Source organism: Pseudomonas psychrophila HA-4 (assembly GCF_000282975.1).
Classification (GTDB): domain Bacteria; phylum Pseudomonadota; class Gammaproteobacteria; order Pseudomonadales; family Pseudomonadaceae; genus Aquipseudomonas; species Aquipseudomonas psychrophila_A.
Genome location: NZ_ALJC01000087.1, coordinates 143,327 through 168,406 on the forward strand (window position 1 = coordinate 143,327; position 25,080 = coordinate 168,406).

The 25,080-nt window shown below is 55.3% G+C and carries 28 protein-coding genes and 1 pseudogene; 15 read left to right on the forward strand and 14 right to left on the reverse strand.

What is annotated here, in order from left to right; translation table 11 throughout:
* Window positions 1-25: 25 nt before the first annotated feature.
* Entirely contained in the window at window positions 26-703 is a 678-nt protein-coding gene (locus B347_RS0112790) for a GntR family transcriptional regulator (protein ID WP_019410096.1), read from the reverse strand.
* A gap of 121 nt (window positions 704-824) precedes the next feature.
* Here B347_RS0112790 and B347_RS24975 point away from each other — a divergent pair, with 121 nt between their 5' ends.
* Window positions 825-1,148, forward strand: coding sequence for a dihydrofolate reductase family protein (locus tag B347_RS24975; RefSeq protein WP_337459898.1), 324 nt, complete (start codon window positions 825-827; stop codon window positions 1,146-1,148).
* Here B347_RS24975 and B347_RS0112800 read toward each other — a convergent pair.
* On the reverse strand, window positions 1,118-2,305 hold the full coding sequence (locus B347_RS0112800; RefSeq protein WP_019410098.1) for an MFS transporter: 1,188 nt from the start codon (window positions 2,303-2,305) through the stop codon (window positions 1,118-1,120). The genes B347_RS24975 and B347_RS0112800 overlap by 31 nt on opposite strands.
* A gap of 266 nt (window positions 2,306-2,571) precedes the next feature.
* On the opposite strand from B347_RS0112800, the gene B347_RS0112810 reads away from it, so the two are divergent.
* Together B347_RS0112810 and B347_RS0112815 are read left to right on the forward strand one after the other, a co-directional pair.
* On the forward strand, window positions 2,572-2,868 hold the full coding sequence (locus B347_RS0112810) for a chorismate mutase (protein WP_019410100.1): 297 nt from the start codon (window positions 2,572-2,574) through the stop codon (window positions 2,866-2,868).
* Window positions 2,869-2,908: 40 nt separating this feature from the next.
* A complete protein-coding gene (locus B347_RS0112815) occupies window positions 2,909-3,385 on the forward strand; it encodes a DUF2867 domain-containing protein (RefSeq protein ID WP_026014156.1) in 477 nt (158 codons plus the stop codon).
* A gap of 105 nt (window positions 3,386-3,490) precedes the next feature.
* On the opposite strand, the gene B347_RS0112820 is transcribed toward B347_RS0112815, so the two are convergent.
* Window positions 3,491-4,060: a DJ-1/PfpI family protein gene (locus tag B347_RS0112820; protein ID WP_019410102.1), complete on the reverse strand. Its 570-nt coding sequence runs from the start codon at window positions 4,058-4,060 to the stop codon at window positions 3,491-3,493.
* 245 nt (window positions 4,061-4,305) lie between these two features.
* Here B347_RS0112820 and B347_RS0112825 point away from each other — a divergent pair, with 245 nt between their 5' ends.
* A complete protein-coding gene (locus B347_RS0112825; protein WP_019410103.1) occupies window positions 4,306-5,220 on the forward strand; it encodes a LysR family transcriptional regulator in 915 nt (304 codons plus the stop codon).
* Here the strand turns inward: B347_RS0112825 and B347_RS0112830 are convergent.
* From B347_RS0112830 to B347_RS27175, 3 genes and pseudogenes are all read right to left on the reverse strand, one after another.
* Window positions 5,209-5,865, reverse strand: coding sequence for a peroxiredoxin-like family protein (locus B347_RS0112830; RefSeq protein WP_019410104.1), 657 nt, complete (start codon window positions 5,863-5,865; stop codon window positions 5,209-5,211). The genes B347_RS0112825 and B347_RS0112830 overlap by 12 nt on opposite strands.
* Before the next feature lie 127 nt (window positions 5,866-5,992).
* Complete coding sequence (locus B347_RS0112835) at window positions 5,993-6,589, reverse strand: class I SAM-dependent methyltransferase (RefSeq protein WP_019410105.1); 597 nt, start codon at window positions 6,587-6,589, stop codon at window positions 5,993-5,995.
* 183 nt (window positions 6,590-6,772) lie between these two features.
* Window positions 6,773-6,940 (reverse strand): annotated as a pseudogene (locus B347_RS27175) (serine hydrolase); the annotation flags it as partial.
* Between the two features lie 295 nt (window positions 6,941-7,235).
* Here B347_RS27175 and yghU point away from each other — a divergent pair.
* The gene (gene yghU, locus B347_RS0112845) at window positions 7,236-8,075 is read left to right on the forward strand and encodes a glutathione-dependent disulfide-bond oxidoreductase (RefSeq protein WP_019410107.1); all 840 of its coding nucleotides are present in this window, start codon (window positions 7,236-7,238) and stop codon (window positions 8,073-8,075) included.
* A gap of 14 nt (window positions 8,076-8,089) precedes the next feature.
* Here yghU and B347_RS0112850 read toward each other — a convergent pair whose 3' ends face one another.
* Entirely contained in the window at window positions 8,090-8,785 is a 696-nt protein-coding gene (locus tag B347_RS0112850; protein WP_026014157.1) for a tRNA (adenine(22)-N(1))-methyltransferase, read from the reverse strand.
* A 276-nt stretch (window positions 8,786-9,061) separates the two neighbouring features.
* Between B347_RS0112850 and B347_RS0112855 the strand changes: the two genes are divergently transcribed.
* The 4 genes from B347_RS0112855 (at window position 9,062) to B347_RS0112870 (ending at window position 11,507) form a co-directional block, all read left to right on the forward strand.
* Window positions 9,062-9,418: a VOC family protein gene (locus B347_RS0112855; protein WP_019410109.1), complete on the forward strand. Its 357-nt coding sequence runs from the start codon at window positions 9,062-9,064 to the stop codon at window positions 9,416-9,418.
* 85 nt (window positions 9,419-9,503) lie between these two features.
* Window positions 9,504-9,665 (forward strand): DUF2986 domain-containing protein, encoded by a 162-nt coding sequence (locus B347_RS25940; protein ID WP_019410110.1) that lies wholly within the window; start codon window positions 9,504-9,506, stop codon window positions 9,663-9,665.
* Between the two features lie 322 nt (window positions 9,666-9,987).
* Complete coding sequence (locus tag B347_RS0112865; RefSeq protein ID WP_019410111.1) at window positions 9,988-10,317, forward strand: hypothetical protein; 330 nt, start codon at window positions 9,988-9,990, stop codon at window positions 10,315-10,317.
* 326 nt (window positions 10,318-10,643) lie between these two features.
* Entirely contained in the window at window positions 10,644-11,507 is an 864-nt protein-coding gene (locus tag B347_RS0112870) for a sensor domain-containing diguanylate cyclase (protein ID WP_026014158.1), read from the forward strand.
* 5 nt (window positions 11,508-11,512) lie between these two features.
* Here B347_RS0112870 and B347_RS0112875 read toward each other — a convergent pair whose 3' ends face one another.
* On the reverse strand, window positions 11,513-12,370 hold the full coding sequence (locus B347_RS0112875; protein ID WP_033387701.1) for a LysR family transcriptional regulator: 858 nt from the start codon (window positions 12,368-12,370) through the stop codon (window positions 11,513-11,515).
* Window positions 12,371-12,495: 125 nt separating this feature from the next.
* Here B347_RS0112875 and B347_RS0112880 point away from each other — a divergent pair, with 125 nt between their 5' ends.
* From B347_RS0112880 to B347_RS0112890, 3 genes are read left to right on the forward strand one after another with little or no spacing between them, the layout of a single operon-like run.
* Window positions 12,496-13,170 (forward strand): ankyrin repeat domain-containing protein, encoded by a 675-nt coding sequence (locus B347_RS0112880; RefSeq protein ID WP_019410114.1) that lies wholly within the window; start codon window positions 12,496-12,498, stop codon window positions 13,168-13,170.
* Window positions 13,171-13,190: 20 nt separating this feature from the next.
* Complete coding sequence (locus B347_RS0112885; protein ID WP_019410115.1) at window positions 13,191-13,652, forward strand: nucleoside deaminase; 462 nt, start codon at window positions 13,191-13,193, stop codon at window positions 13,650-13,652.
* Entirely contained in the window at window positions 13,639-14,853 is a 1,215-nt protein-coding gene (locus tag B347_RS0112890) for a CynX/NimT family MFS transporter (protein WP_019410116.1), read from the forward strand. Before B347_RS0112885 ends, B347_RS0112890 begins: the two co-directional genes overlap by 14 nt.
* Before the next feature lie 167 nt (window positions 14,854-15,020).
* Here the strand turns inward: B347_RS0112890 and B347_RS0112895 are convergent, their stop codons facing one another.
* The gene (locus B347_RS0112895) at window positions 15,021-17,267 is read right to left on the reverse strand and encodes a TonB-dependent siderophore receptor (protein ID WP_019410117.1); all 2,247 of its coding nucleotides are present in this window, start codon (window positions 17,265-17,267) and stop codon (window positions 15,021-15,023) included.
* A gap of 261 nt (window positions 17,268-17,528) precedes the next feature.
* On the opposite strand from B347_RS0112895, the gene B347_RS0112900 reads away from it, so the two are divergent.
* Window positions 17,529-18,740 carry a YeeE/YedE family protein gene (locus B347_RS0112900; protein WP_026014159.1) on the forward strand — a complete coding sequence of 404 codons (1,212 nt, stop codon included), beginning with the start codon at window positions 17,529-17,531 and terminating at the stop codon, window positions 18,738-18,740.
* 78 nt (window positions 18,741-18,818) lie between these two features.
* Here B347_RS0112900 and B347_RS0112905 read toward each other — a convergent pair whose 3' ends face one another.
* The 3 genes from B347_RS0112905 to B347_RS0112915 form a co-directional block, all read right to left on the reverse strand.
* Entirely contained in the window at window positions 18,819-19,883 is a 1,065-nt protein-coding gene (locus B347_RS0112905) for an NAD(P)/FAD-dependent oxidoreductase (protein WP_019410119.1), read from the reverse strand.
* Between the two features lie 186 nt (window positions 19,884-20,069).
* Window positions 20,070-20,471, reverse strand: coding sequence for a GFA family protein (locus tag B347_RS0112910; protein WP_019410120.1), 402 nt, complete (start codon window positions 20,469-20,471; stop codon window positions 20,070-20,072).
* Window positions 20,472-20,527: 56 nt separating this feature from the next.
* Window positions 20,528-21,148, reverse strand: a complete 621-nt coding sequence (locus B347_RS0112915) for a LysE family translocator (RefSeq protein WP_019410121.1) — start codon at window positions 21,146-21,148, stop codon at window positions 20,528-20,530.
* Between the two features lie 240 nt (window positions 21,149-21,388).
* Between B347_RS0112915 and B347_RS0112920 the strand changes: the two genes are divergently transcribed.
* Entirely contained in the window at window positions 21,389-21,973 is a 585-nt protein-coding gene (locus B347_RS0112920; protein ID WP_019410122.1) for a DUF6630 family protein, read from the forward strand.
* 147 nt (window positions 21,974-22,120) lie between these two features.
* Entirely contained in the window at window positions 22,121-22,567 is a 447-nt protein-coding gene (locus B347_RS0112925) for a GNAT family N-acetyltransferase (RefSeq protein WP_019410123.1), read from the forward strand.
* 77 nt (window positions 22,568-22,644) lie between these two features.
* On the opposite strand, the gene B347_RS0112930 is transcribed toward B347_RS0112925, so the two are convergent.
* The gene (locus B347_RS0112930; RefSeq protein ID WP_019410124.1) at window positions 22,645-23,829 is read right to left on the reverse strand and encodes an MFS transporter; all 1,185 of its coding nucleotides are present in this window, start codon (window positions 23,827-23,829) and stop codon (window positions 22,645-22,647) included.
* A 107-nt stretch (window positions 23,830-23,936) separates the two neighbouring features.
* The gene (locus B347_RS0112935) at window positions 23,937-24,677 is read right to left on the reverse strand and encodes an SDR family NAD(P)-dependent oxidoreductase (protein ID WP_019410125.1); all 741 of its coding nucleotides are present in this window, start codon (window positions 24,675-24,677) and stop codon (window positions 23,937-23,939) included.
* Between the last annotated feature and the right edge of the window lie 403 nt (window positions 24,678-25,080).

A 25,080-nucleotide genomic window follows, 5' to 3' on the forward strand; every position in this document is an offset into this window, starting at 1 on the left:
TGCGGCCTACTGGGGGAGTTCTGGCTTAGGACGTGGTTTCTTGTGAGGCGGCTATGAATTCCAGCATTTTCTGATTGCCGTCCAGAATATCGGTCTGGATCGCGTGCTTGGCCGCTGCGGCGTCTTTATTGCGCAGGGCATTGAGCACTTCAACATGGTGTTCGATGGCCATCGTCAGGGAAAAATGGACATATGCCTGAGCGATCAACGGGCCTGCACGCATCCACAGACTGTCCAGATAACTGCGCAGCAAAGGCATTCGCGCGGCGTCTGCGATCAAAAAGTGGAACTCGCTATTGAGCCGTAGAGCTTCGGGAAGGTCGTTGTTGTTGATGGCCTCAAGGTTGTTCTTGATGTTGGCATCGATACGCGCCAAATCGCTGGAGGTAGCAAGCCGCGCAGCGGTTTCGGCGCCCAGCCCTTCGAGATTCAGGCGCAAGGTACGGATTTCAAGGTAGGCGTCACTGTCGAGCACGGGCACCCTGATGTCTTTAGGGGTTTTGAGTACCAGTGCTTTCTCTTTGGCCAGTTGCAAAATGGCATCGCGTACTGGCGTGACGCTCGTGCCCAACTGACTGGCAAGCTCCCGGATGCGCAGCTTGTCGTCCGGCTTAAGCCCGCCGGTGATCAACGCGTTACGCAATTGGGAGTAAACATTGCTACCCAGATAGGTGTGATTGATAGCGTCGAGGGGGTAAGACATGGATCACCGATTGCCATGAAGCTGCTTGGCCAAAGACTATACAACATGATGCATTAAGCCTCCTGGGAAATTGCCGTGCAGCGATCAACGCTAAACCTTTAAGGCATCACCACCTCTGCATTTGCATGCTTTAAACAGCGCCCAAAAAAGATTGCACGGCAGGGTCGATGTGCTGGCGGGCGATCCGGCCTTTATCGTTAAGCAATTGGCGGCCCGTGGCATGAAGCATCTGTACATCGATGGTGGGCAGACCATTCAGGCATTTCTTGGCGCCGGGCTGGTCAACGAGATCACCATCACGCGCATTCCGGTGTTGTTGGGCAAGGGCATCCCCTTGTTTGGCCCGTTGGGTGATGAGCAGTCTTTATGTCATATCGAGTCGTCGGTGTCTGATAACGGGTTCGTCCAGAGTCGCTATCGAGTAGTGCCTCGCACGGCCAACTGAATGCTGTTTTTATGAACGGCGGGCATGCACCTTAGCGTCAAGCCCCAGAAAAACAGCGCGGCCAGACTGACGCCTCCACCCAGCACGCACACGCCCGTCCAGCCATACATTGCGTAAAGGCTGGTCGAGGCGAGGGCGCCCAGCCCGCTGCCAACGGCATAAAAAAGCATGTAGCAGCCGACCACTCGACTGTGTGAGCCGGGCCGCGCGCTGAAAATCATGCTCTGATTGGTCACATGAATCGCTTGTGCGCCCAAATCCAGAATGACCACGCCGATCACCAGCCACGCGATTGAATAGGGTGTGAGCCAAAGCATCAGCCAGGCAAGCATCATCAGCACCACTGACACGCCGGTTGTCCATTGTCCCAAGCCTCTGTCGGCCAATACGCCTGCGCGAGCGGCGGCCAAAGCACCGACTACGCCTACCAGCCCAAACGTTCCTATTGTGGTGTGAGAAAAGGAGTAGGGCGGGTGGGTCAGCAGAAACACCAGCGCGCTCCAGAAAATGCTCAGGACCGCAAAAATAAACAGCGCAAGCATGCCGCGGACTTGCAGAATCCGGTCGTGTTTGAGCAACGTAAACATTGATGCAAGCAGCTTGGGGTACGCCATTGGCGCGCTTGCCGGACGCTGCGGCACTAGGGTTTTGCAGAGAATAAGCGCCAACGCCATCATCACCAGCGACGCGCCCAGATACACCCAGCGCCACCCTGCAACGTCAGCGATAAGTCCGGCGGTCACGCGGGACAGCAACAGACCGATCACCACCCCGCCCTGAACCGTTCCCACCACGCGGCCGCGCTCTTGCGTCAGGCAAGCGGTCGCGGCATAGGCAATCAGGCCTTGGGTCATGGCGGTGCCCATAAGGCCAATGACCAGCATGCTTAACAGCATCAATGTCGGGGAATGCGTGAGGCCGACGCAAAATAACCCGCCGATCAATACAACGATCTGCATCAGCATCAAGTAGCGCCGGTCCATCTGGTCACCCAGCGGCACAATAAGCAGCAACGCCAGAATGCTGCCGACCTGAGTCGCCGTCATCACCCCGCCAACAGCCGCGGGGCTGATGGCAAAGTCAGCGGCTACTTGATCCAGCAGGGGTTGAGCGTAGTAAACGTTAGCCACACTCAAGCCGCTGGCGCAGGCAAACAACCCGTCTGTTTACGTTGGTAGTGGCTTTGCGCCAATGGGGCGAGCAAAATCTGTTCGGGCCGCACGAAGCACATTCGCGGCTACTGGACACCGCTACAGAGCAGCCTCTGCCTTTAATGCAACCAATTGCCGCAGATGGACGAGTGATTACCCCTGAACAAACCCGCGTCGACAAAGACGTGTGATGGCCAGCGAGTGTTCAAAGGGCAATTAGCTGAGTAACATCCATGCGAAATTCGTCACACACTTCACCAAGGAATAATCATATGGACATGCAGTGCACATCAATCGACGACGTTCGCCAACGCATTGATCTCATCGACCGCGAGATCGTGGCCTTACTCGCCCAGCGCGGACAACTGGTGACGCAGGCAGCCGCATTTAAGAAGTCCACGGCCGATGTCCGCGCCCCGGCCAGGGTCGAACAAGTCATCGCTAAAGTACGCACGATTGCAACCGATGTTGGGGCCTCGCCCGAGGTGGTTGAGCGGGTTTACAGAGCGATGATCAGTGCGTTTATCGATCAAGAGCTTTGTGTGCATGCCGCACTGACGAAAGAGTGATTGCTGTTACTCACCTGTGAGCCAAGGAAGGGAGACACCGTTGACGACTAACCGTATTGCGAAGACGCTGCGTGAACCGTCTGAACTTGATTACTTCGACAGCAGGTCAGTCCTGCTGCCCACTCACATTACTGCCCTTGATGCCTGGAACATCATGACCAAGGATACGGGGCCGCTCTTGCGGGCGGCTTTTCGAATTAGAGATGCGATTTCCTCATTGTTTGGTGTGAGGCGCATCGGCGGGTTCGCAGGCAATAGGCGAGAAAGGGTGCAGGTGGGCGACCGGCTTGATTTCTTTTTGGTTGAGCACATTGCGCCCGACCTATTGGTGCTGACCGAGCGTGATCGACACCTGGATGTGATGACGTGCCTGTCGATCAGTGACCGTGTGATTACCATCACCTCATCTGTTGTCACCCATAACACCTACGGACGCATTTACATGCTGCCGGTGGGCCCGGCACACAAACTGATCGTCAATAACTACCTGAAGCGCTTGCAGCGAAAGCTGGCCTAGGTATTGATACCTTTTGGCACGTGGCTAAAAACCCTGTCGCAATGAGCGTGCTCGCGATCCTTCGCGGGCAGCTCGAAGGATTAAGGCCGCAACAGGCTTAAGCGCTTACCCATGTTCCGCCGCCAACATGGATCGGAACTGCGAAATGCTTTCGGCTGATAGCCCGGTGCTCTCGAAAACGGCGCAGGTGAAACTAACAGGGGCAGTACCTGGTGCGGTGACGATGCGGTCCGCCGCGATTGCGGCAGGGCTGTTTATATAATTCGCGCCACCTGAATATCCCGCCGCATTCAGGTGCAAGAATTCAGCGCTATTCGAGGTATGAGGCACTGTGTCCAACATACCGGCTCTTGCCAGTGCAAGTGTCCCGCCGCAAATACCCGCAATCGTCGCCCCACGTGAACGACTGGTGTGAAGAAAGTCTTGCAGGTCCGGTGCGTCTTCGCGCTCCCAAATCATGCCGCCGATCACGACAACCACGTCAGGTGCCCATTCCAAGCATTGTTGCAAACTGCTATTCACCTCGACTGCCAGCCCGCCTTGTGAGCGGAGCTGCCCGCAAGTCGGCGTGAAAAACCTGACCTCGATCCCGTAAAACGGTGATGCAGTGCCCGCTATGAAGGCGTATTCCCAGTCTGCAAAGCCGGGTGTCAGTATCAAGCCTATGCTTGGCATGAATGAGCGTCCTTTTATTTGAGTGCCGGTTAAGTAGGTTGCCGTGGGTCTAGGGTCGCTATTTTATAGGCTGTGATAGGGGAAAGTTAACAGGCATAGACACCTTGCCAATGTGAGCTGGCCCTCACGGCGTGCAAAGTATCAGCACTGTCCTGAGATCTGAAGGGCGAGATAAATGTTTGCACCTCTTCAGTCAATATCGGCAGACTGACCGACGTGCTACTGGGCATTCAGGGGAGACATAAATGGATCGGCTGGCGGCTATGGAAACCTTTGTCTGCGTGGTAGAGACAGGTTCTTTTTCTGCGGCTGCCCGGCGCCTGAATGTTGGGCAGCCGGCAATTTCTAAAAGTATCGCGCAGCTTGAAGAGCGTTTGGCTGTTCGTTTGCTCACGCGCTCAACTCGTGGGCTAGCGGCGACCGAGGCGGGTACGCTGTTTTTTGAGCACGCTAGGAAGGTCATTGAGGGGGCAAACGAAGCGGAACACGTTGTTCGCAGTGCAGGTGCCGGTCTGACAGGAACATTGCGTATCTCGACCACGGTAACGTTCGCCCGACTGCACATTCTTCCCCACTTGGGTGGGTTTCTGGACAAGCACCCTCTGCTGGATGTCGATGTGCGATTGGAGGACCGCTCAACCAACCTTATTGAAGACGGGATCGATGTCGCGCTGCGAATGGGCAACCTCAGTGATTCGAGTTTGACCGCACGGAAAATTGCCACCTGCCCGCGATGTGTTATCGGCACACCCGCTTATTTCAAACGACGCGGCGTGCCCGCGTCACCTGCTGACTTGGTCGATCATGAGGCGGTGATCTACACATTGGGGGGCGGGGGAACCTCGTGGTTATTCAAAAAGGCCGGGGCAGAGCAGTCGGTCACAGTGACTGGGCGTATCAAGGTCTCAGCTGCCGAGGGCGTTCGCATTGCCGTGTTGTCAAACTACAGCCTCACGCTCTCGTCAGAATGGATGTTTGCGCCAGAACTGGCGAGCGGTGACGTGGTGAAGGTTCTACAGGATTGGACGCTCCCGGGGCTGGACTTGTGGGCCATCTTTCCGACCGGGCGAATGGCGAGCGCTAAGGCTCGCGCATTTGTCGACTTCGTCGAGCAACTGATGAAAACCCAGGCTTCGGTCTCTAATACTTCAGCCACGTAGTGCGGGAAGCAACTCAGACGGGTCTGGGCGTTGGGTGTAGTCAGGATTGACTTCCGCATAGATGATTACCCCGTCTTGACCAATGACAAAACGTGCCGGCATTGGCAGCACCCACGCAGGGTCATTGTTAAAGCTGGGCAGGTCGTTACCGAAGGATTTATACAGGTCAACCAAATAGTCGGGTAAGGCAAAGCGCAGGCCGAACGCGTTGGCAACGTCGCTCAGGGTGTCGGAAAGAATCGGGAACGTCAGCTTGTTCTCGCGTACAGACTTACGGCTGTTGACGTTATTTTGTGGCGAAATGGCAACCAGGCTGGCACCCAGATCACCGAACGCTGGCAACGCCGCTTCGAGTGCTTGCAGCTCCATGTTGCAATACGGACACCACACCCCCCGATAGAAGCTAATAATCAGCGGGCCTTTCGCCAACAGCTCCACAGACGACACTGGCTTGCCGTCTGGGTCGCTCAGCGTGAACGCGGGTGCCTTGTCGCCGACCTTCAGTGCCCGCTCGGCTTGGCCGCAAGCAATCAGCTCGGCAGTTGCACGTTTCATCACAACGTGAACTTGGGGGGGAGCATTGTAGGGTGGTTTGCCGGCTACGAAGTCAGCGTTAAATGCATCGAGTTTTTCTTGAAGGGTCATTATCAGTTCCTTAGAGCGCCGAGATTTTAAGGCGCATGGCGTTAATCGCCTGATAAGGATTCCTCATCGCAGAGCGCAGCAGTAGTCAGGGCCAAGGCATTACAACTATTCCTTACGGGAATGCGCGCTATGGGTGTGAAGGCCTACGAGCGATCAGGTCAAAACGGTGCCAGTTGAGTGGGGCAGGCTGGGCAGCAGTGGATGTTTGCGTCTCACGCAGAAGCATGATTTCAAGGCCTTGGCACATCTCGCGAATCTGCTGTTCGGTGTGGAACGTAAGATGTGCCAGTGCCGACCAACCATGAAGCAGACCAAAGAAATGGCCGACGAACACGCCACCAGGCTCCAAAGCCTCCAGCACCTGGCTCCAGAGGTGCTGGAAGCCTGTCGGATGACAAAAAGGGAGCGCCAACCCAGCATGGATCAGGCTTGATCTTGGTAACTTCGGCAACTGTTCAAACTTCGAGAGGCAGGTGGTTAGGGTTCCAGCTTGCGGCCCTGAACAGTTCGTAAGGGTTCGAGCAATGGCGGCAGGCTCATGGTCGATGGCCAATACGTCCCAGCCTGACTGCATAAGCTGTTGTGCCTCTATGCCTGCACCACATCCGAGGTCAACGGCTTGGTAAGTCCCTGTCTGATTGTGTACAAGCTTGATTGCTCGCGATAAAAGAACAGAAGGGCCGCGACTCTCGGCCTTATCGTAAAAAGTGTTCCAGCCGGTCACAGATAACACCTCATCAGAATCCCTGCCGCAGAGCGTGCATCAACTGTGTGACAACCGTGGCTTCGACGGCACCTTCATGGGCGTCCGCTTCAAAAACAGCACAGCACGCTGATGCGTCGCCATCGAGCACACAATAGACCGCAATGACACTGCCTGGCCCGCAGCCTGTGTGCCCGCATAGCGTGTGTAAGGTTGATCAAGTAGTGGATCGTCCAGTCGCATCAGCCCGTCACGTACCAACGACAAGGCAGTCGCAGCCAAGACTGTTTTGGTAAAACTCCACCAAGGGACCATCACTTCCAAGGGGGCTGGCGTTTGCGGCTGACCATTTGATATGAGTGAACTGAGCATCGGCTTCCTTTGAATGTTGAACGGCTCGGCAGCGCCACACGATAGCTCATTCACTGTTCCTGGCCATCCGCATTGCTTGGACCTCGCGCAGTGATCACACCGCATGTGCAGGCGGGGTGGCTGATTTAAGTGCTGGTCGATGCGTTGCGTTATCAGAACGGATCATCTGTGACACGTGGGCATCTGACGACGCGCCTGTGGCATTCAGTAGCGCACTGTGGTGTGCTGTCGGTATCGCGCCCAGTATCTATAAGGGTGCTGGTCATCTCAGCACACAACCGATGAGGTCCGTCTCTTGAGTAAAACCCCTTATGTTCCGCCCAAAGTCTGGACCAGCGAATCTCCGTCTGGCGGCCATTTTGCAAGTATCAATCGCCCAATTGCCGGGCCTACGCATGACCAGGAACTGCCAGTCGGCGAGCATCCGCTGCAACTCTATTCGCTGGCCACGCCCAATGGGGTGAAGGTGACGATTCTGCTTGAGGAGTTGCTGGCGCTGGGGCACACGGGCGCCGAGTACGATGCGTGGTTGATCCGTATCAGCGAGGGTGATCAATTTTCCAGCGGTTTTGTCGACATCAACCCGAACTCCAAAATCCCGGCATTGCTGGATCGTAGCGCTGAACCCGCTATTCGGGTGTTTGAGTCAGGTTCAATCCTGCTTTACCTCGCGGAGAAATTCGGGGCTTTTATTCCCACCGATCTGGCAGGGCGCACCGAGACGCTGAACTGGCTGTTCTGGCAAATGGGAGCGGCCCCTTATCTGGGCGGTGGCTTCGGGCATTTCTATGCGTACGCGCCAGAGAAACTTGAATACCCGATCAATCGCTTCACCATGGAGGCCAAGCGTCAGCTGGATGTCCTTGATCGCCGTCTTGCGCAAAGCCCTTATCTGGCCGGTGACAGCTATACCATTGCCGATATTGCTGTCTGGCCTTGGTACGGCCAATTGGTGCGCAACAATGTGTATTCGGCTGCTGAGTTCCTTTCGGCCCACGAATACACCCATTTGCAACGTTGGGCCGAGGACATAGCTAAGCGGCCTGCGGTCATGCGCGGGCAGCGAGTCAACCGGACTTGGGGGGACGAGGCCAGTCAAGTTGCTGAACGGCATCAGGCGTCTGATCTGGATTGAAGGACGGTTAATCGTTAAGCCAGCAACTCGGTGATCCAGCGTGCTTGCAGCGTGATGTCTTGCACCTTCTCTTCGGGCACGGTTTGCCGGGCTCGGGCGAGCTGGCTCAAGGTTTTCTGTTTCTCGCGCAGGATCCGCTGCCATTTGGCCAAGAACACTGAGGTGCGCGCTTGCATTTGCAGGGGGCCGAAATACAGTTCTTCGGGGCTGTATTTCACTGGCTCGGCATGCTCGGCAACGATGATTTCGTAGTAGAAACGGTTTTCTTGGAGGATTTCTTCGAGGACGATGCGGTAGTTGTGTTCCATCAACCATTGGCGTAAAGGCTGTTCGCCGCCATTGGGTTGCAGAATCAGGCGTTCCTTACCGCTCAGGTGCGTTTTGCCGCTGTCGAGAATGTCGCGAATGGTCTCGCCGCCCATACCGCATAGGCTGATCGCCGTGATCCCGTCTTCCGGCTCAATCGCCGTCAGGCCACAGGCCAAACGCACGGTGATTTCTTGCTCCAAGTCGTTCTCGAGCACTGTGCGTTGTGCGGCACGAAAAGGCGTTAATGCAACTTCGCCAGCCACTGCGCCAGAAATGGCACCACGGCGCATCAATGCCACCGGCAGATAGCCGTGATCTGAGCCGATATCGGCCAGCCGCGCACCGGCTGGTATGTGTGCCGCCACGCGCTCCAAGCGCATGGACAATGTGTGTTCGTTCAACTGCAGTTCCTTATTGCCATTAAGCGAGTGCCGCTCTGTTAACGATTAATGCTGATTAGCCAAGTCACTGTGGGAGGTAACCCTATGAGTTACAACGCTTAAGGCTTGCGAGCGATGGCGAATAGTAACGTAAGCAAGCATTTTGCAGAGTCAATGATCCTCTACGCGCATCGGTGCCTCCCACCGGCCATTGCAGCGATAAAAAGCCTGAAGGGGGGCGGGAATTTAATGGCTCACACGCTATGATTTGCCTCTTAAATCCGTCAGGAGGCATTTATGAGCGTCAGAGCTAACGATCGGCAGATCGACAATATTGAGTTCAATGTCGGTGATATAGAACGCAGCAAAGCCTTTTATGCTGGTGCGTTTGGTTGGACATTCGTCGACTACGGCCCCACCTATACCGAGTTCAGTGATGGTCGGCTCACGGGAGGTTTCACGACCGGCGAGCCTGTACGGCCGGGCGGGCCTTTAATCATTTTGTATTCGGATGATCTCGATGCCACTCAATTGCGCCTTAAGGCGCTGGGTGCCGTTATCAGCCGCGAGACCTTTTCGTTTCCAGGCGGAAGTCGGTTCCACTTTATTGATCCTGATGGTTATGAATTGGCCGTGTGGACAAGCCAGGAATAGGCTGTGAACGTAATGCGCTCCATAGGGGACGGGCTCGATCCTGAAACTGATATGATTCCGGCGCTTACAAATTGAGTGAAAAAAAATGAATCGTCGTAAAAAAATACAGCAGTTATTAAAAGCCCATGCCAAAAAAGCCAGTGCTAAATTAGCCCCGAAAAGTAAGACCAAGTACATCTGCAAGGCGGACCGCTTGAAGCTGGCAGCTGAATCCAGCGCTGAAGCGACGGTTTCTTCTGAAAGCTGATCAACAGGCCTCAACCCTGCGTTCAGGTTGAGGCAAAGCCTAAATGGCACGTGCTTTGCAAATGTTGACTGCCCGGTTAACGAGCGCGAGCAGTGCCAGCAATGTTTCATGTTAGGCAACGCAAAAGTGTCATGCATGTGCTTCATCTTGAGTCAGTACAGGCGTGACTCAGCCACGATTTAGGGCGTTGGCGATTCGTAGCAGGCTTCGTATCAATGGAGTCGGAGATCGCTTAGTACCTAGCAAGCAGCCATAGATGATTGGGCCACAAACGTTACACACAATGAAGATTGCTTCCCTCAATGAATCAAGGGGCACTTAATTGATCAAATATTACGTAGTGGGTGTGGTGTCCGTGCTGATGTTGGCCGGTTGCGAGGTGGATAAAGAAAAAGTAGCGCGTGAAAAAATAGAAGCGATCAAGAATATGCTGGAGGCTCGTCGTTCGGGGCTAGTCGATGTTTCGGTTACTCAACCTATATCGTCAGACAGTTTGAACCGTTGTATTGTGCAAATGGTTGAAACCAAGGCGAAGCTTGATGCCATTCAAGTGGACTATTCCGAAACACCCTCTGTGCAGTCAGTCGATACGCGCAGGTTGTATAGCAAGGTTAATAGTCAACTGATGGTCTGTCAGGGAACCAAGTTTTAATCCAAGTGCTTTATCTAACTATGGTTATGAGCTTTTATGGCTGACGCGAGCACGTAGACGTTCTGTGTGACGTCCAGTACTCATTAGTTTTGATGACCTCGACCACGCTTCGCGGGGCGCTCGCCCATGCTTGCTTTCTCCGCACATTTAAAACCTACTACATTGATCCGCACGGTCGAGTCGTCATCACTGCTGGGTGATTTCCTTCTTTTTATCAGTTGGATTGAACCGGGCAGTAAGTTGACAGTGATTTGCGATGAACGGCTCTAAATCCAGTGACCGTTACCGGGCTATGATTAAACTCAAAAAACCGGACTCTCAGACTTATGGCTGTTGACCTACAAGCGCTTTACCCCAGACTGATCCATCTAATGCTGGACACAGTTTTCGTGGTCGACAGAGACAATCAGATTGTATTCGTGAGCAATGCTTGTGAAACGCTGCTCGGCTACCGTGCCGAAGAACTGATCGGAACAACGATCACCGACTACATGCATACCGAAGACCAGGCGGGTACGCGAGCCTCGATTATCCGGGTCATGAATGGTCAACCGCATATTGATTTTCGCAACCGATATATCCGCAAGGATGGCGGGGTAGTGCACATTCTGTGGGCTGCTTTTTGGTCTGAGGAAATCGGTGCACGCATCGGCGTGGCTCGCGATGTGACAGCCCTGAGAAAAGCCGAAGAAGAATTAGAATTTCTCGCACACCATGACGCGCTGACGGGGCTGACTAACCGCTTGCTGTTCAATGATCGACTTAGCATGGCCCTGCGAGCGGCGCGCCGTGGCAAGCTCACGTTTGCGTTGCTGTTTCTGGACCTCAATGACTTCAAGCTGATCAATGATGTTTATGGGCATGCGGCAGGCGATCACGTGCTCTGTGTCATTGCACGAAGGCTCGAAGGTTGCGTCAGGGCAACTGACACGGTAGCTCGCATAGGCGGCGATGAATTTACAGTGTTGTTAAGCGATATTCAGTCGAGGGACGACGCGTCCCGCAAAGTGGAACAGATACTCTCGGTCATGGCTGAGCCGCTGGGCGCTGAGTTCGAAGGGATCAAAATGCCGTCGTGTAGTATTGGCGTGGCGTGTTATCCCGCAGATGGTGTGGATGCCGACACGCTGCTCAGCCATGCGGATGTCGATATGTACCAGATCAAAAGGCTGCGCTCCGTGGCGAGCTGACTGGGTCAGTCGGTATGTGCAAGTGCTTCACATAAGTGGAGCAAATGCTCTTGCAGCAACTGGCCTGCGTGACTGAGCCCGCTGTGACCATAGAGCGCCAGAAAAATACCTTGGATATCCGGCAAGCCGCTGCTGGCGTCCAGCACCTGGTGATCGGCGCTGATTACCCGACGTGGTAGCAAACTGATGCCCAGGCCTGCCGCCACTGCCGAGCAGACACTGGCAAGGCTGGCGCTGGAGTACCCGATACGCCAGTGCCAGCCGCCCACCTCCAGGTGATGCAGCATTTCATTGCGGTACAGGCCTCCCACCGGAAACGCCACCAATGGCAACGGATCGCGTCCCAGCGCCGGCTGAGAACGGCTGTCCACCCAGCACAACGGTTCTGGCCAACAGGCCAGGCAATCATCGCTGCGACCCATTTGCTTGACCAATAGCAGGTCGAACTCGCCCCGCCGATAGCACCGCATCAACTCAGGCCCCAAACCGCTAGTGACTTCCAGGCGTACGCCCGGATGTTCCAGACCGAAGTGCGAAAGCAAGGGCATCATACGTTCTGCGGCAAAGTCCTCGGGCACGCCGAGACGCAAGACACCTGCACTTTGCTGGTTGAGTAGCACCTCTCGGGCCTCCTCTTGCAGCGCCAAAATACGTCTCGCATACACCAACAATTGTTCGCCTTCGGCTGTGGCGATCACCTGGCGCTGTTCGCGGTCAAGCAGCTTGCAGCCAAGGCTGTCTTCCAGCCGGCGTATTTGCTGGCTGACCGTGGACTGAGTGAGGTGAAGCCGCTGGGCTGCCCGGGTGAAGTTGGCGCAGTCCACAACGGCGACAAAACTGCGCAACAGCACTGGATCAAACATCAACGTCACCATTCAGACTTCCACTGGTTAGCATGGTTATATTTAATTTCATAATAGTTAATGGGCTGACCATACTCGTTCTTCATGGGATGTACAGACAGAACGTGTGCAGAGAGTAAATAACCATGGGTAACTTGACGTTTAAATCTGGTCTTTTGGAAACCGGGCTTTTGTTGATGGGAGTGCTGATGATGGGTGGTGTAAAAGCGAGCGAAAAGAGTTTGCTGACCGCGGTACGCGACGGTGAGCTGTCTAGCGTGCAACACCTAATCGCAGAAGGGGCAGACCTCCGCGCCCAAGGGCTGGATGGCAGCAGTGCGCTGCTGTTGGCTACCCGGCAGAACAAGGTCGAGATCGCCCAAGCGTTAGTGGAGGCGGGAGCGGACGTCAATCAGAAAAACTTGATGCAAGACAGCCCCTACCTGTTGGCTGGCGCCAGTGGCTATAACCAGATCCTTAAGCTGACGCTGGCCCATGGTGCGGACTTGAAGAGCACCAACCGTTACGGTGGTACTGCGCTGATTCCGGCATGTGAACGTGGCCATGTCGAGACTGTGCGGCTGCTGATTGAGGCCGGCGTTGATCTTAATCACGTCAATCGCTTGGGCTGGACCTGCTTGATGGAAGCCATCGTGCTTTCGGAGGATGGCCTGGCGCATCAGCAGATCGTTGGCCAACTCATCCACGCCGGGGCAGACCTGAACCTGCCGGACAGCAATGGCCGCAGCCCTTTGTATCAGGCGCAAACCCGTGGCCAGAACGCTATCGCAACACTGCTGCGTGACGCTGGCGCGCAGTGATTAACCCGCAAGGAGTCTTCATGCACAACGATCAACATTACTTGCAACGTGCCGTTGAGCTGGCTGACAACAATGTTGCAGCCGGTGGTAGGCCTTTTGGCGCGGTACTGGTCAAGGACGACCTAATAATCGCTGAGGCGGTTAACGAAATTCATCTCACTCAGGACCCTACCGCTCATGCGGAGTTGCTGACTATCCGCCTCGCCAGTCAGCGTTTGGGTACGCGCCTGGAAGGCTGCGTGATCTACGCCAGCGGTCAGCCTTGCCCCATGTGCCTGGCAGCCATGCACCTGTGCGGCGTCTCGCGGGCGGTGTATGGCGCGGCAAACGCGCTGGGCGAAACGTTTGGTTTGTCGACCGAGGCCATCTATCGACAAATGGCGTTGCCATTAAGCGAGCAGTCGATGCCCGTGCAGCATTTGCCGCAGCCAGCGATGGCTGAAATCTACCGCCATTGGCAGGCTCGCCATGCACCCCGCTAAGTCACGTCTGCGCAGCTTGGCCAGTTGGGCGTTGATCATTGCTTTGGGGCTTAATCTGCGGCCGATCCTCAGTTCCATCAGTCCGCTATTGATGGAGATTCGCGGCGACACGGGCATGAGCTTTCAAAGCAGCGCCTGGTTGACCAGCCTGCCAGTGATTTGCATGGGCTTTGTGGCCTTGCTCGGCGTTCGCATTGAAGCGCGTCTGGGTGAGCGACGGGGTGTGGCCCTGGGTTTGTTGATGATTCTCGGTGCTTGCTTGTGGCGTTTGCTGGGGCATCAGGCCGAGGCGCTATTGGTAACCGCTTTGTTGGGTGGGGCCGGTGTTGCATTGATCCAGGCATTGGTCCCAGCGCTGATCAAACGTCAGTTCCAGCACAAAGTGGCCTTGGCTTTGGGCGTGTATTCAGCGTCGCTGATGGGCGGTGGAGGTTTGGCTGCCTTACTTAGCCCGTTAGTGGCCGGGCACTTCAGCCATTGGCAAGCCGGGCTTGGGGTCTGGTTATTGCCGGCACTGGCAGCGCTGTTGCTGTGGTGGCGATTGCCGTTCGCAGGCGTTGTCCGACGCGTCGATGGGCCATCCGCACACCCGTGGCGTAACCGCCGGGCTTGGCTGCTGGCCTTGTACTTTGGGCTCGTGAATTGCGGCTACATGAGCATGGTTGCTTGGCTACCGGCGTATTACCTGCAGATGAACTGGAGTGCGACGCAAAGTGGCTCGCTACTGGCCTTTATGACCATTTTTCAGGTGATTGCAGCATTGCTGATGCCAGCGTTGGCACAACGTAGCATCGATCGGCGTCCGTTTTTGGCAATAAGCCTTGGTGCCCAGGCGGTCGGGTTTCTTGGCCTGGTACTGTGGCCGCTTGAAACGCCACACGTGTGGGTCGCATTAATTGGTTTCGGCCTAGGTGCTTGCTTTGCCTTGAGCCTGATACTGACCCTGGATCATTGCCGCGAACCGCAACAGGCTGGGCAACTGGCGGCCTTTGTGCAAGGCGTGGGGTTTCTGATCAATGCTGTGTCGCCGTGGTTGACCGGTTGGCTGCGTGAGCTCACGGGCAGTTTCGTCAGTGCGTGGTGGGTGCTGATGGTTGGTGTTGTGTCGATGTTGGTACTGACCCGAACGTTCAGTCCCGCGAGTTATGGCCCTATACCATCGTCCTCTGTGCGTTCGGAGGCGCTGTCAGTAACCCCGTGAGTGGCCGGGTTATGGGGCAGATCAAGCCATGTTAGCGACGGTGCGGCGGTGTGTTCACCTACGCGAAAACGACTTTTGAAGTGCGAGTTTGCTCACGATCTTTTAACGATCAAAAGATCGCGAACAATCTCGCGTCTACAGAGGATGTAGCCTATAGAGCGATGGGCTTATAACTTCCACTCAAGGCCCAAGCTCAAGGTCCTTGGCTCGCCCCAGAACACGCCGTTGTAAAAACCAACGTTTTCGTAGTACTTCTGATCCAACACGTTTTTGACGTTCACTGATGCCGAGACGTGCGGGTCAAACTGGTACCGCGCCATCAGGTCGACGAGGGTATAGGACTTCTGAGTAATGTTTTCCTTGAAGGTGACCGGATAGCCATTGCTGTCTTTCCCGCCAGTCGGGCGATAGGCCGCGCGGTAGATGTCGCTTTGCCAGTTGACGGCAGCGCCAACGGTCATGGCATTCCATTCCCCCGGCAGACGGTAGGTGGTTGATACCTTGACCAAGTTCAAGGGTGATGCGGTGTTCATGCGTTTACCGGCGGCGTTGCGCGAGTGGGTGTAGGTGTAGCCCGCCATCATGTTCCAGTCGCGCATGACTTCACCGGCCAACTCAACTTCAAACCCTTTGATTTTGTTGCCCTTGCCGCCGGACTTGTAATATTGCTCGCCGTTGGGGCCGCGTGGCACCGAGTCGTCGATTTCCGGCACGTTGTCCTGCTTGCTCCAGAACACGGCGCTCGACAAGTTCAGGCGCTCTTGTAAGAAACTGCCTTTGAGCCCCAGTTCATAGTTACTGCCCACCACCGGCTCAAGGTACGAGCCGCTCGCGCTTTCAGAGTTTGAGGGTTTGAAAATGTCGGTGTAACTGACGTAAGCGGTCAGATTTTCGGTGAAGTCATAGAGCACGCCCGCGTAGGGCGTAAGCATATCGTTGTGGGTTTGGGTGACCTTTTGATAGTGCACGCCCCCTGGCGAATCTTCGTCGAACTCGTTGCTGGCTTTAGCGCTTTTCCAACTGCCATAACGTGTGCCAAGCACTGCATGCCACTCATCTGTCAGGTTTAAGCGCGTGGCCAGGTAGCCGGATTTCTGCTTGATGACGTTGTGGCTGCCTTCAATACCGGAATCGCGGTCTTGGTACTTGGGAATTGTGCTCATGTCACGCCAGTCCGGCACAGTGTCATAGTCCGCCGGGTTCAGATTGGTCATCAGGAGCGAGGTGTTGTCATTCTTGGCTTCACCGTAACCGACCATCAACTCATGTTCACGCCCAAACAAGGGATACGTGCCCGAGACGTTGACGTCGACAGCGGTCATGGTTTCGTCGCCGGTAAAGTGACTGCTGTAGGCCGACATGCCGCTACCATCGGGGTTGGGGAAGCCGCCGCCGGCGTAGTACACCGTGCCGTCGGAGTCACTGGTGCGGTGGGTATACGCGGCTTTCAGGCGCCAGTTTTCGACCAGTTGTTGGTCGAGTGTCACAAACGCGGTTTTGTCCTTCATCGGCCACGAACTCCAGGGTGTGGCCCAGTTGGTTGAGCGCCCCAGCTTGGCTTTTTCGCCGCTACCGGTCCAATAAGGCGTTGTGCCCCACGAGGAGCCTTGCACCTGTTTGTCCTGATAGTCGTAACCGACCGCTACGGTGGTGTCGTCGGTTAAATCGGCTTCCAGAATGCCGTAGGCCACTTCACGCTTGAGCGAGTAGTTATCGCGAAACGATTGACTGTCGCGGTACGCCAGTACGGTGCGGCCACGCAAACGGCCTTCAAAGGCCAGCGGCCCCCCCACATCGACATAGCTGTAATAGTCATCGTAGCTGCCGCCACTGACTCCGACTGTGGCTGCGAGCTCGTGGGTGGGGCGTTTGCGGATCATGTTGATTGTGCCCGAAGGATCACCTGCGCCGGTGGTCAGGCCCGTGGCGCCGCGTACCACTTCAATGCGGTCGTAAATGATGGTGTCAGCATCAGACTTCATAAAGCTGAAGGTGTTGAGCATCCCGTCAATCTGGAAGTTACTGATGGTGTAACCGCGTGAGGAGTACCCGACCCGGTCCGAGTCGTTATGCTGCACGACCACCCCGGTGGTGTGGCGCATGGCCTCAGTGAGTGTATTGAGGTTGAAGTCATCCATTTCCTGGCGGGTAACCACAGAAATCGACTGCGGGGTTTCGCGAATGCTCAAGTTGAGTTTCGTCGCAGTGTTGGTTGAACCGGTGGTGTAGGCCCCGGTGTTTTCAGTCGTCGAGCCCAGACCTTGGGCGCTGACGCGGGTGCTGGCGAGTTCCATGGCAGACGTTTTTGTATCTGCATCATCCAGCGGCTCAGTATCTGCCAGTGAGTATGAGCTGGTAGTCCCTGCGAAAAGACCGAGGGTGAGTGTCATGGAACGGGTAATGGGCGCAAACATTGCAGCCGGCTCCTTATCATTTTTATGAAGTCCTAAGTTCTTCAAACGAATGACGCAGGAGATAGTTAGGGACGCGCGGCAAAAATCTCCGCTAGCACGTCAATTCAACCCTGAGCGCGTAGCCATGACAGTAAACGGCGGGGTGCTGGTCAGTGTTGGCGTCAAGCTGACCGCCGAGCCCGGCACGCACTGAAGGAGAGGCTCATCACTTATACTCGGCGTCTTGAGCGTTAATCGAAATCACAGGAACCGAGATTCTTCATGAGCCGTTCTCTTTCTATGACATCCGCGCGCAAGCCATTTGCGCCGCTGGTGGCTTTTGTCTTGCTATTACTGGGTGCAGGTTTCCTGCAAAGCACCGTTGGTACACGCCAAGTGGTGTTGCTGGTCGTGGGCGCGGCATTGGGCCTAACGCTTTATCACGCTGCTTTCGGATTTACCTCGGCGTGGCGGGTGTTCATCAATGATCGGCGCGGCGCTGGTTTGCGGGCACAAATGGTCATGCTGGCGGTGGCTGTGGTGTTGTTTTTTCCGGCGTTGGGTGCGGGTACGTTGTTTGGCCAGCCAGTGGTCGGGCTGGTGGCACCGGTCGGTATTTCGGTGGTATTCGGGGCATTCATTTTCGGCATCGGCATGCAATTGGGTGGCGGCTGCGCATCGGGCACGCTGTTCACAGTGGGCGGCGGTAATGCACGCATGCTCGTGACGTTGTTCTTCTTTATCTGTGGTTCAGTGATTGCGACCCATCACGTTGACTGGTGGTTTGCGCTGCCTTCCTTTCCGGCCACTTCTATCGTTAAAAGCTTCGGCGTCGTTCCTGCATTGCTTTTGAGCCTGGCGGTGTTCGGGATCATTGCTGTGTTGACGGTGCGACTGGAAAAAGCCCGTCATGGTCAACTTGAAGAGAGTGTGACCAGCGAGCACCAAGGCTTGCGGCGTTTCTTGCGCGGACCTTGGCCATTGGTAGGGGGGGCGATTGGCTTGGCCTTGCTCAACTACGCCACGCTAGCGCTGGCCGGCCGGCCATGGGGCATTACCTCAGCGTTTGCGCTGTGGGGCGCTAAGGCTCTGAGCGGACTAGGGGCGGATGTCAGCAGTTGGGCGTTCTGGCAGGTGCCAGGCAATGCCAAGGCACTGGCGGCACCCGTGTGGGAAGACATCACCAGCGTCATGGACATCGGCATCATTCTTGGCGCGCTCTTGGCGGCAGGCTTGGCTGGGCGTTTTGCTCCGAGCCTGAAAATCCCGCTCCGCTCGTTGGTTGCAGCGGTCATCGGCGGTTTGCTGCTCGGCTATGGATCGCGTTTGGCGTACGGCTGCAACATTGGCGCGTACTTCAGCGGCATTGCCTCGGGCAGTGTGCATGGCTGGGTGTGGCTGATCGCTGCATTTCTCGGCAATAGCGTGGGTGTACGTCTACGGCCGTTTTTCTTTGCGGGCGAACGTCGACAGGTGGCATTGAGCGGTTGCTGATCTGCGCCACCCAAATCCCTTCAACCGACACCTCGATAGCCCCACGCATCGTGCAAGAGGAACAGTTGCACCAGTACCCTACGCTGGGAAGAATCGGCCAGGACGACAGGGCGCAAGCGCTTCAAACGTCTTGTCGTCGCTGATTTCCTCGCTGGCAAGGCGGCCCACTATCGCCGCCAAGGCAACGCCTGGGTGCATTGCGCACACGTATACGCCGCTGACGTTTGGCAGATACCCGATGATCGGAATGCCATCGGCCGGGATGGGCCTGAGGCCAATACATGCAAGCTCCGGCTCAATGGAAACGACGCCGCTGAGTTCGCTGTGGATTGCCTTGGCAGTGCGCAGTGCTATTGCAGCGGGCTGATTCTCCTCGGCATCGTCCACATAGTCCTCTGCTGCCAACAACGTAGTGTCACAACCTTGTCTTATTTCCATGTGTGCATTGGAAATGAGTGTGTGCACCAACTTGGGTTGTGATGTGTAACGGATGAAAATGGCAGGGGAGGCTTCAATGGGCAGGGTCACGCCCAGCATGTCGGTCAACTTTGCGGTGCCTGTGCCGGCCGCTAGAACGACACTATCGGCATCGATCACGCCCGTTGAGGTTTCGACACCCGTGACCTTTTTACTATGGGTTATAAAGCCGAGAACCTGGGTTTGAGTGAGCACGGTTGCCCCATTCAACCGGGCTCCTGCGACCAGTGCATGAGTGGCTGCAACGGCGTCTAATGCGCCTTCTTCGGCGACATACAACGCCTGCATCGGGGGGTTCTTGAGGTTCGGTTCAAGGTCAAGAATCTGTGATCGTGACACTAGGTTTGTCGAACTCTGATTGTCCGAGGCGCTCGGCAACGACGAGCCATATGACAAGGCACCGGTCCAGCGTATTTTCAGCTCAGGTAACTGCGCTTCGAGACGGCGGTATTCCTTTATGGCCTCGCCGCGCAACGCTGCAATTGGGTCAGGTTCGCGGTGTGTGGTGTTGATCCATGCAAACGAGGTGGCCGTCACGCCTGACGCTATCTCGCACGCTTCAATCAAGGTGACATTCGCGCCTTTGACAGCCAGGTGATACGCCAAAGACGCACCCACGATACCCGCGCCTATGACCACGACTTTCTTGCCTGAATCTTTCGTCATGCCACTCTCCATTGTTGCGTCTATGGGCAGCCCACAGCGTGGACCCATACCCGGTCATTCAAGGATGTTCGATCACCATCACCGCCGTGGTGTCTGCCTTAAGCGCCTCACCTGGCTCAGCAACATTGCCAGCGCCTTTTCTGCGGATCGCTATGAGTCATGGCCTGCTGTTTAAATTCGATGCCGTCACGGATGTTGCGGCCAAGCATCGGTGACCTCATGCCACACAGCCTTCGATGAAACATAAATGTGCTTTTGTTTGTCGCAGGTGAGAGGTGTGTCCAGGGTACCCAAAGCGATTGAGATCCAGTCGGCGTATTTTCCTTGGCCCGACGACCAAAACAACGATGAGCCGCACTCACCGCAAAACTGACGCAGCACCGACTCCGAAGAGGAGAACGACTTAAGGCTGTCTGCACCGTGCGTCAGCTCAAGCTCCTTGCGCAACACATTGCCATAGCTGGCAAAGGCGGCCCCGTGGCTTTTGCGACACTGGCCGCAATGGCAGTGAGAAATGACCTCAGGCCGTGTTGATGTTTGGTATTTGACAGCACCGCAAAGGCAACTGCCCAAGAAGAGGGGGGTCATGTTGGCAATTTTCCCTATAAGGAGAGTGTCAATCTAATCGCGGGTTGATTGGGCGCTCAACGTTTACTGATGGCCAGCCGAACAGCGAACAGCAGAAAAATCACGCCAGTAGTGCGGTCCATCCACGTGATCACTTTCTCGCGCCGCAGAATACCCGCAAGGGGTTGTGTAGCCCCAATCAGCGCCGCAGCCCATATCAAACCTATCAGTACGTGAATGCTGACCAAGCCAAAGGTCCAAGCAATCAGTGGTTGGCCTTGGGGAATGAACTGTGGCAGGAAGGAGACGTAGAAAATACCGATCTTGGGGTTAAGCAGGTTCCCCAGCATGCCCTTCAGAAACCAGTTAGCGTTGGGTTTACCGCCTGTTTCAACCGCAGACAGCGAAGTCCGTGGGCGCATAAGCATGTTCAGACCCAACCAGGCCAGATAGGCCGCGCCGCAGTACTTCAACAGGTTAAAGGCCAACTCCGACACCGCAATCAAAGCGCCCAGGCCAAATGCCACGGCCGCGCCCCACAGCAAGCAGCCCGCGTTAATCCCCAGCGCAGCACGTAACGCCTGTTGTTTACCTTCAACAGTCGCCGTTCTTAGGACCAATGCCGTATCGAGCCCCGGTGTCAGCGTCAACAGCGTGGCGGCAAAGGTAAAGGCGAGAAGATTGTCGGCAAAAGGCATAGGCGCAAACACTGCAAAGTGAACCGTTGGGCACGTTATCACAAGGACGTGCAGGAACAAGCAATGGCAACCCGAACAACGCAGGGGCCGTAGCCTCGGTGATTGTGGCTCGGTCGATTGATGCCCGCTTGGGCAAAGCAGTTGGTCGACAAACTTCATTCACCGACAGTAAGCTCGACCTCTATCCAAAATGGAAGACAGCACGTTGCGGGTCTTCCTCTAGGCATTCCAAGGAGTGGCATGGGCTTTTTAGATCGGTTATTTGGTGGGCGCTTTACCATGCCTCCACCTGAGGAGACCAACCTCAGCGCTTCAGCAATCATGAAAGAGCTGCGGCCCGTGCGACTCGATCCTGCTCAGAAAAAAGCGCTCGAGTCTTTTGCCCAAGCGTTGATGGCGGTCGTTCCGGAAAAGGAAGGCGCCAGACTTGTCCGGCGCGTAATGCGCCGATACTCGATGGGAGATGACCCTGCCAGTGCCCTTACTGAAGGGTTGTTGAATGACTCAAGGGGGCAAAAACTTGAACACCTCGTCCTCCTTAGCGTGGACTGGAAAGGTTATGACGTATTTGAGTATCAAGTGCCCTATCTGGTGAGCGCTACTGGCTTGAAAGAGCCCTACGTCTATGCACGTAATGACTTCTCGTCTATGCCAGAACTGCTCAACGACTTCGATCAGTGGTTGTCTCGGTCAGGCAAGCGTTACCTGCACCTTGATTCAGGAGGTGACAATTACGATGGCTTCATCGTTAACGCTGATCGGCTGGAAGAAATCACTGAATTGGCGGGCCGTGCTGGCATAAAAGTCAGTCTTGAGAATTTCTAGCCAGCAGAGTGCATAAGCAAAAAGTGAGGGCGTAGATATTGTTAGACGGTGCCATCCACTGCTTCGATCCTATTTAACGCCCGCAATAATTGTGTAAGAACGAGCCTGACTACGGTTCATATTGATTACAGACACGGACGATTGCCTATGCCGATACGCCAACTGACCCTCGATGATCTGCCTCGCGCCAGTGCCTTGTGCATGGACGCATTCCTGCTGGCGGTTGCGCCTTCGCTTTCAGATCAAGGTGTGGAAACCTTCTCCAAGGTGGCAGCGGTGCAAGCGTTTGCCGACCGCATGCAGGGCGACAACCTGATACTGGTCCATGCCTCGGATGGCGCAATAAACGGATTGATCGAGCTTAAGGAAGGGCGTCACGTGGCGATGTTGTTCGTCGCACCCGACGCGCAGCGTAAGGGCATCGGCATGCACTTGATGAACGCGGTACTGGAGCACGCTAGAGCTGAGGTATTAACGGTCAGGGCATCGTTGTCTTCAGTAGCCGCTTACGAAAGCTACGGATTCGTCCTCTCAGGGCAAGTGGGAGAGTTCTCCGGTCTGGTCTATCAGCCCATGGAGAAACGGCTGCCTTAACTGTTTTGAGTCGCGCTGGGAGCAAGAGTAATACACCTTGGACAAAGCGTTTCATAGAAGATATGAAACTGTGAAGTTCAAACCTTTCGCCAGACTCGTACACAAATAATTGCGGCAAGACTTGCCACCAAGGCGACGACTGCCGCCGTTAGAGGAATTGCGATAAGTGAATAACCCCATGACAACACTAGGCCGCCGATCCACGCGCCCAGTGCGACCCCGACATTAAATGCGGATATGTTCAGCGTAGACACCAGATTAGGTGCACCGGCGCCGAAACGCATGACACTGACCTGTGACGCTGGAATGGCTGCAAATGTGACTATTCCCCAAAGAAACCAATTGATCTGAGCTGGAATCAAGTGCGTGCTCGTCCAGCATAGCGCCAGTGACACTACTGCGATTGCAATGGCGATAACAATGAGTGCTCGGTTGACGTTCCAGTCAGCCAGTCGACCTCCAAGGTAATTGCCAATGGTCATTCCAATGCCGACTATAAATAGGCTACTTGTTACCCCCGCAGGGGACAGCGCTAATAGTCCCTGCAACATAGGCACAATATAAGTGAACAACGGGAACGCGCAGGCGGTCAGTAAAATCGTCGTTGCCAGTGCTGCCCATATACGCCTGTCTTTAAGAGCACTAAGTTCGGTTTTAAAGTTAGGTTTGATATCGTCGGTGCGAGTTGGAATCATAAATATCAGCCCCATCAACGACACCACTCCCAACCCGGCGATAACCCAGAATGGTGTTCGCCAGCCCTCCCAATTGCCGAGAGCTGTTCCTAAGGGAACTCCGGCCACGGTGGCGAGAGTCAGGCCCAAAAACATGGCTGCGATTGCGGACGCTTTTCGATGTTCAGGAACAAGGCTCGCGACCATAACGGCGCCGACGCCAAAAAAAGCGCCTTGACCGAGCGAAGTGAGAACACGGGCTGTTATAACGGAACTGTAGGTTGCCGCAAAAGCACACATAACATTGCCGATCACGAACAGCCCCATCAAAACGATTAACGCACTTTTACGCGAGAGCTTACTTGTCATCACCGTCATGATAGGACCACCGATGGCAATGCCGAGGGCATACGCGGTCACTACCCAACTGGCCATTGGAATTGAAACACCCAGTTCGGAAGCCATGTTCGGCAACAAACCCATCATCATAAATTCGCACGTGCCTAGGACGAAGACGCCTAACGTCAGGACGAAAACGGCAGGTGGTAGGTTGTGACTAGTCTTTTCAGCGACTGTTAGTCCGGACACAGGAACTCCTGCGACGCGCGCGGCGTGCAATGGGGCTGAGGAATAAAGTAGGAGCCAATAGCGGGTCGCGCCCTCGTAATAGAACCGACAGGCGCGTGTTCGTTGCGCTACGCGCTGTAACCGCCATCAACGGCGAAGCCAGCGCCAGTAATGTGTCGTGCGTCCGGTCCGCAGAGGAAGGTCACCATGGCGGCCACATCTTCAGCCTTTCCGTAATGCCCCAAGGCGATGTCTTTACGCATGGAGTCGGCACTGTCGCCTGCGGCGGGATTCATGTCGGTATCGGTAGGGCCAGGATGCACAATGTTGACGGTAATGCCCCGTGGGCCGAGATCTCTTGCCAGCCCTTTGGTCAGTGCAATCAATGCTGCTTTACTCATTGAGTAAATGCTCAGGTTTGCCATCGGTACGCGTTCTGCCAAGACACTCCCTAGGTTGATGATGTGGCCACCGTCGGGTAAATGAGCCAGTGCAGCTTGGCTGGCAAGGACGACAGATCTAATGTTGACGTTGATGATCGAATTCAGAGCGTCGAGTTCTAGGTCATCCAGTGGTCCATATTGAAAAATCCCTGCGTTGTTGACGAGTATGTCCAGACCACCTAACGCCTCAGCCGCTTGATTAACCGAATTTCTCACGGCTTCTGGGTCTGAACTATCTGCCTGCAAGGCGAACGCGTTACGACCGCTGGCCTTGAGTTGTTTAACCAGATCTTCAGCCTTTTCCTGTGACCGTTCATAAGTAATTGCAACATCTGCACCTTGAGCAGCCAGGGCTAGAGCAATGGCTTTTCCGATACCGCGACTTGCACCTGTGACCAGTGCCCGCTTGCCGATGAGTGACGTCATGATGTTATTTCCTGAGGTGATTTAAATTCAGAAGTTGAATCAGTAGGGCGTTTGGCCTGTGATCCTACGTCGTGTTGTTGCGCTGAAAAGTTGGAGTGCTTATTGCTCGGCCATTGGTAGCGGGTAGAGGACGTATTGCAGGCACTATCAACGTCGCTTACGCCGCCTTGAACCCAAATATCGCAGGCGAACGCACGGTGGATAGGGCGATACCTAACGCTACTTGTGTTGATGAGGTAAAAAGCTTCAGCTTCCAAAAAAGGCATCCGACGCTCCAGCATAATTAAATGTGTTTAATGCTCATGCGATTGGTGCACTCGCATTGATACTTAACAGGCTTGGTACTAAACGTTTGAGTAAGTGTTGGAAGTATGGGCGGTGTTTGCGTAGTAATAAATGACGT

Excerpts from the sequence above, each read along its gene's own strand:
- B347_RS0112875 (WP_033387701.1), bottom strand. The coding sequence starts at position 12,370 with ATGTTTGATCCAGTGCTGTTGCGCAGTTTTGTCGCCGTTGTGGACTGC.
- B347_RS0112910 (WP_019410120.1), bottom strand. The coding sequence starts at position 20,471 with ATGACCCCCCTCTTCTTGGGCAGTTGCCTTTGCGGTGCTGTCAAATAC.
- B347_RS0112890 (WP_019410116.1), top strand. The coding sequence starts at position 13,639 with ATGCACCCCGCTAAGTCACGTCTGCGCAGCTTGGCCAGTTGGGCGTTG.
- B347_RS0112905 (WP_019410119.1), bottom strand. The coding sequence starts at position 19,883 with ATGACGAAAGATTCAGGCAAGAAAGTCGTGGTCATAGGCGCGGGTATC.
- B347_RS25940 (WP_019410110.1), top strand. The coding sequence starts at position 9,504 with ATGAATCGTCGTAAAAAAATACAGCAGTTATTAAAAGCCCATGCCAAA.
- B347_RS0112825 (WP_019410103.1), top strand. The coding sequence starts at position 4,306 with ATGGATCGGCTGGCGGCTATGGAAACCTTTGTCTGCGTGGTAGAGACA.
- B347_RS0112830 (WP_019410104.1), bottom strand. The coding sequence starts at position 5,865 with ATGACCCTTCAAGAAAAACTCGATGCATTTAACGCTGACTTCGTAGCC.
- B347_RS0112820 (WP_019410102.1), bottom strand. The coding sequence starts at position 4,060 with ATGCCAAGCATAGGCTTGATACTGACACCCGGCTTTGCAGACTGGGAA.
- B347_RS0112915 (WP_019410121.1), bottom strand. The coding sequence starts at position 21,148 with ATGCCTTTTGCCGACAATCTTCTCGCCTTTACCTTTGCCGCCACGCTG.
- B347_RS0112925 (WP_019410123.1), top strand. The coding sequence starts at position 22,121 with ATGCCGATACGCCAACTGACCCTCGATGATCTGCCTCGCGCCAGTGCC.
- B347_RS0112885 (WP_019410115.1), top strand. The coding sequence starts at position 13,191 with ATGCACAACGATCAACATTACTTGCAACGTGCCGTTGAGCTGGCTGAC.
- B347_RS0112935 (WP_019410125.1), bottom strand. The coding sequence starts at position 24,677 with ATGACGTCACTCATCGGCAAGCGGGCACTGGTCACAGGTGCAAGTCGC.
- B347_RS0112790 (WP_019410096.1), bottom strand. The coding sequence starts at position 703 with ATGTCTTACCCCCTCGACGCTATCAATCACACCTATCTGGGTAGCAAT.
- B347_RS0112900 (WP_026014159.1), top strand. The coding sequence starts at position 17,529 with ATGAGCCGTTCTCTTTCTATGACATCCGCGCGCAAGCCATTTGCGCCG.
- B347_RS0112895 (WP_019410117.1), bottom strand. The coding sequence starts at position 17,267 with ATGTTTGCGCCCATTACCCGTTCCATGACACTCACCCTCGGTCTTTTC.
- B347_RS0112870 (WP_026014158.1), top strand. The coding sequence starts at position 10,644 with ATGGCTGTTGACCTACAAGCGCTTTACCCCAGACTGATCCATCTAATG.
- B347_RS0112920 (WP_019410122.1), top strand. The coding sequence starts at position 21,389 with ATGGGCTTTTTAGATCGGTTATTTGGTGGGCGCTTTACCATGCCTCCA.
- B347_RS0112810 (WP_019410100.1), top strand. The coding sequence starts at position 2,572 with ATGGACATGCAGTGCACATCAATCGACGACGTTCGCCAACGCATTGAT.
- B347_RS0112855 (WP_019410109.1), top strand. The coding sequence starts at position 9,062 with ATGAGCGTCAGAGCTAACGATCGGCAGATCGACAATATTGAGTTCAAT.
- B347_RS0112880 (WP_019410114.1), top strand. The coding sequence starts at position 12,496 with ATGGGTAACTTGACGTTTAAATCTGGTCTTTTGGAAACCGGGCTTTTG.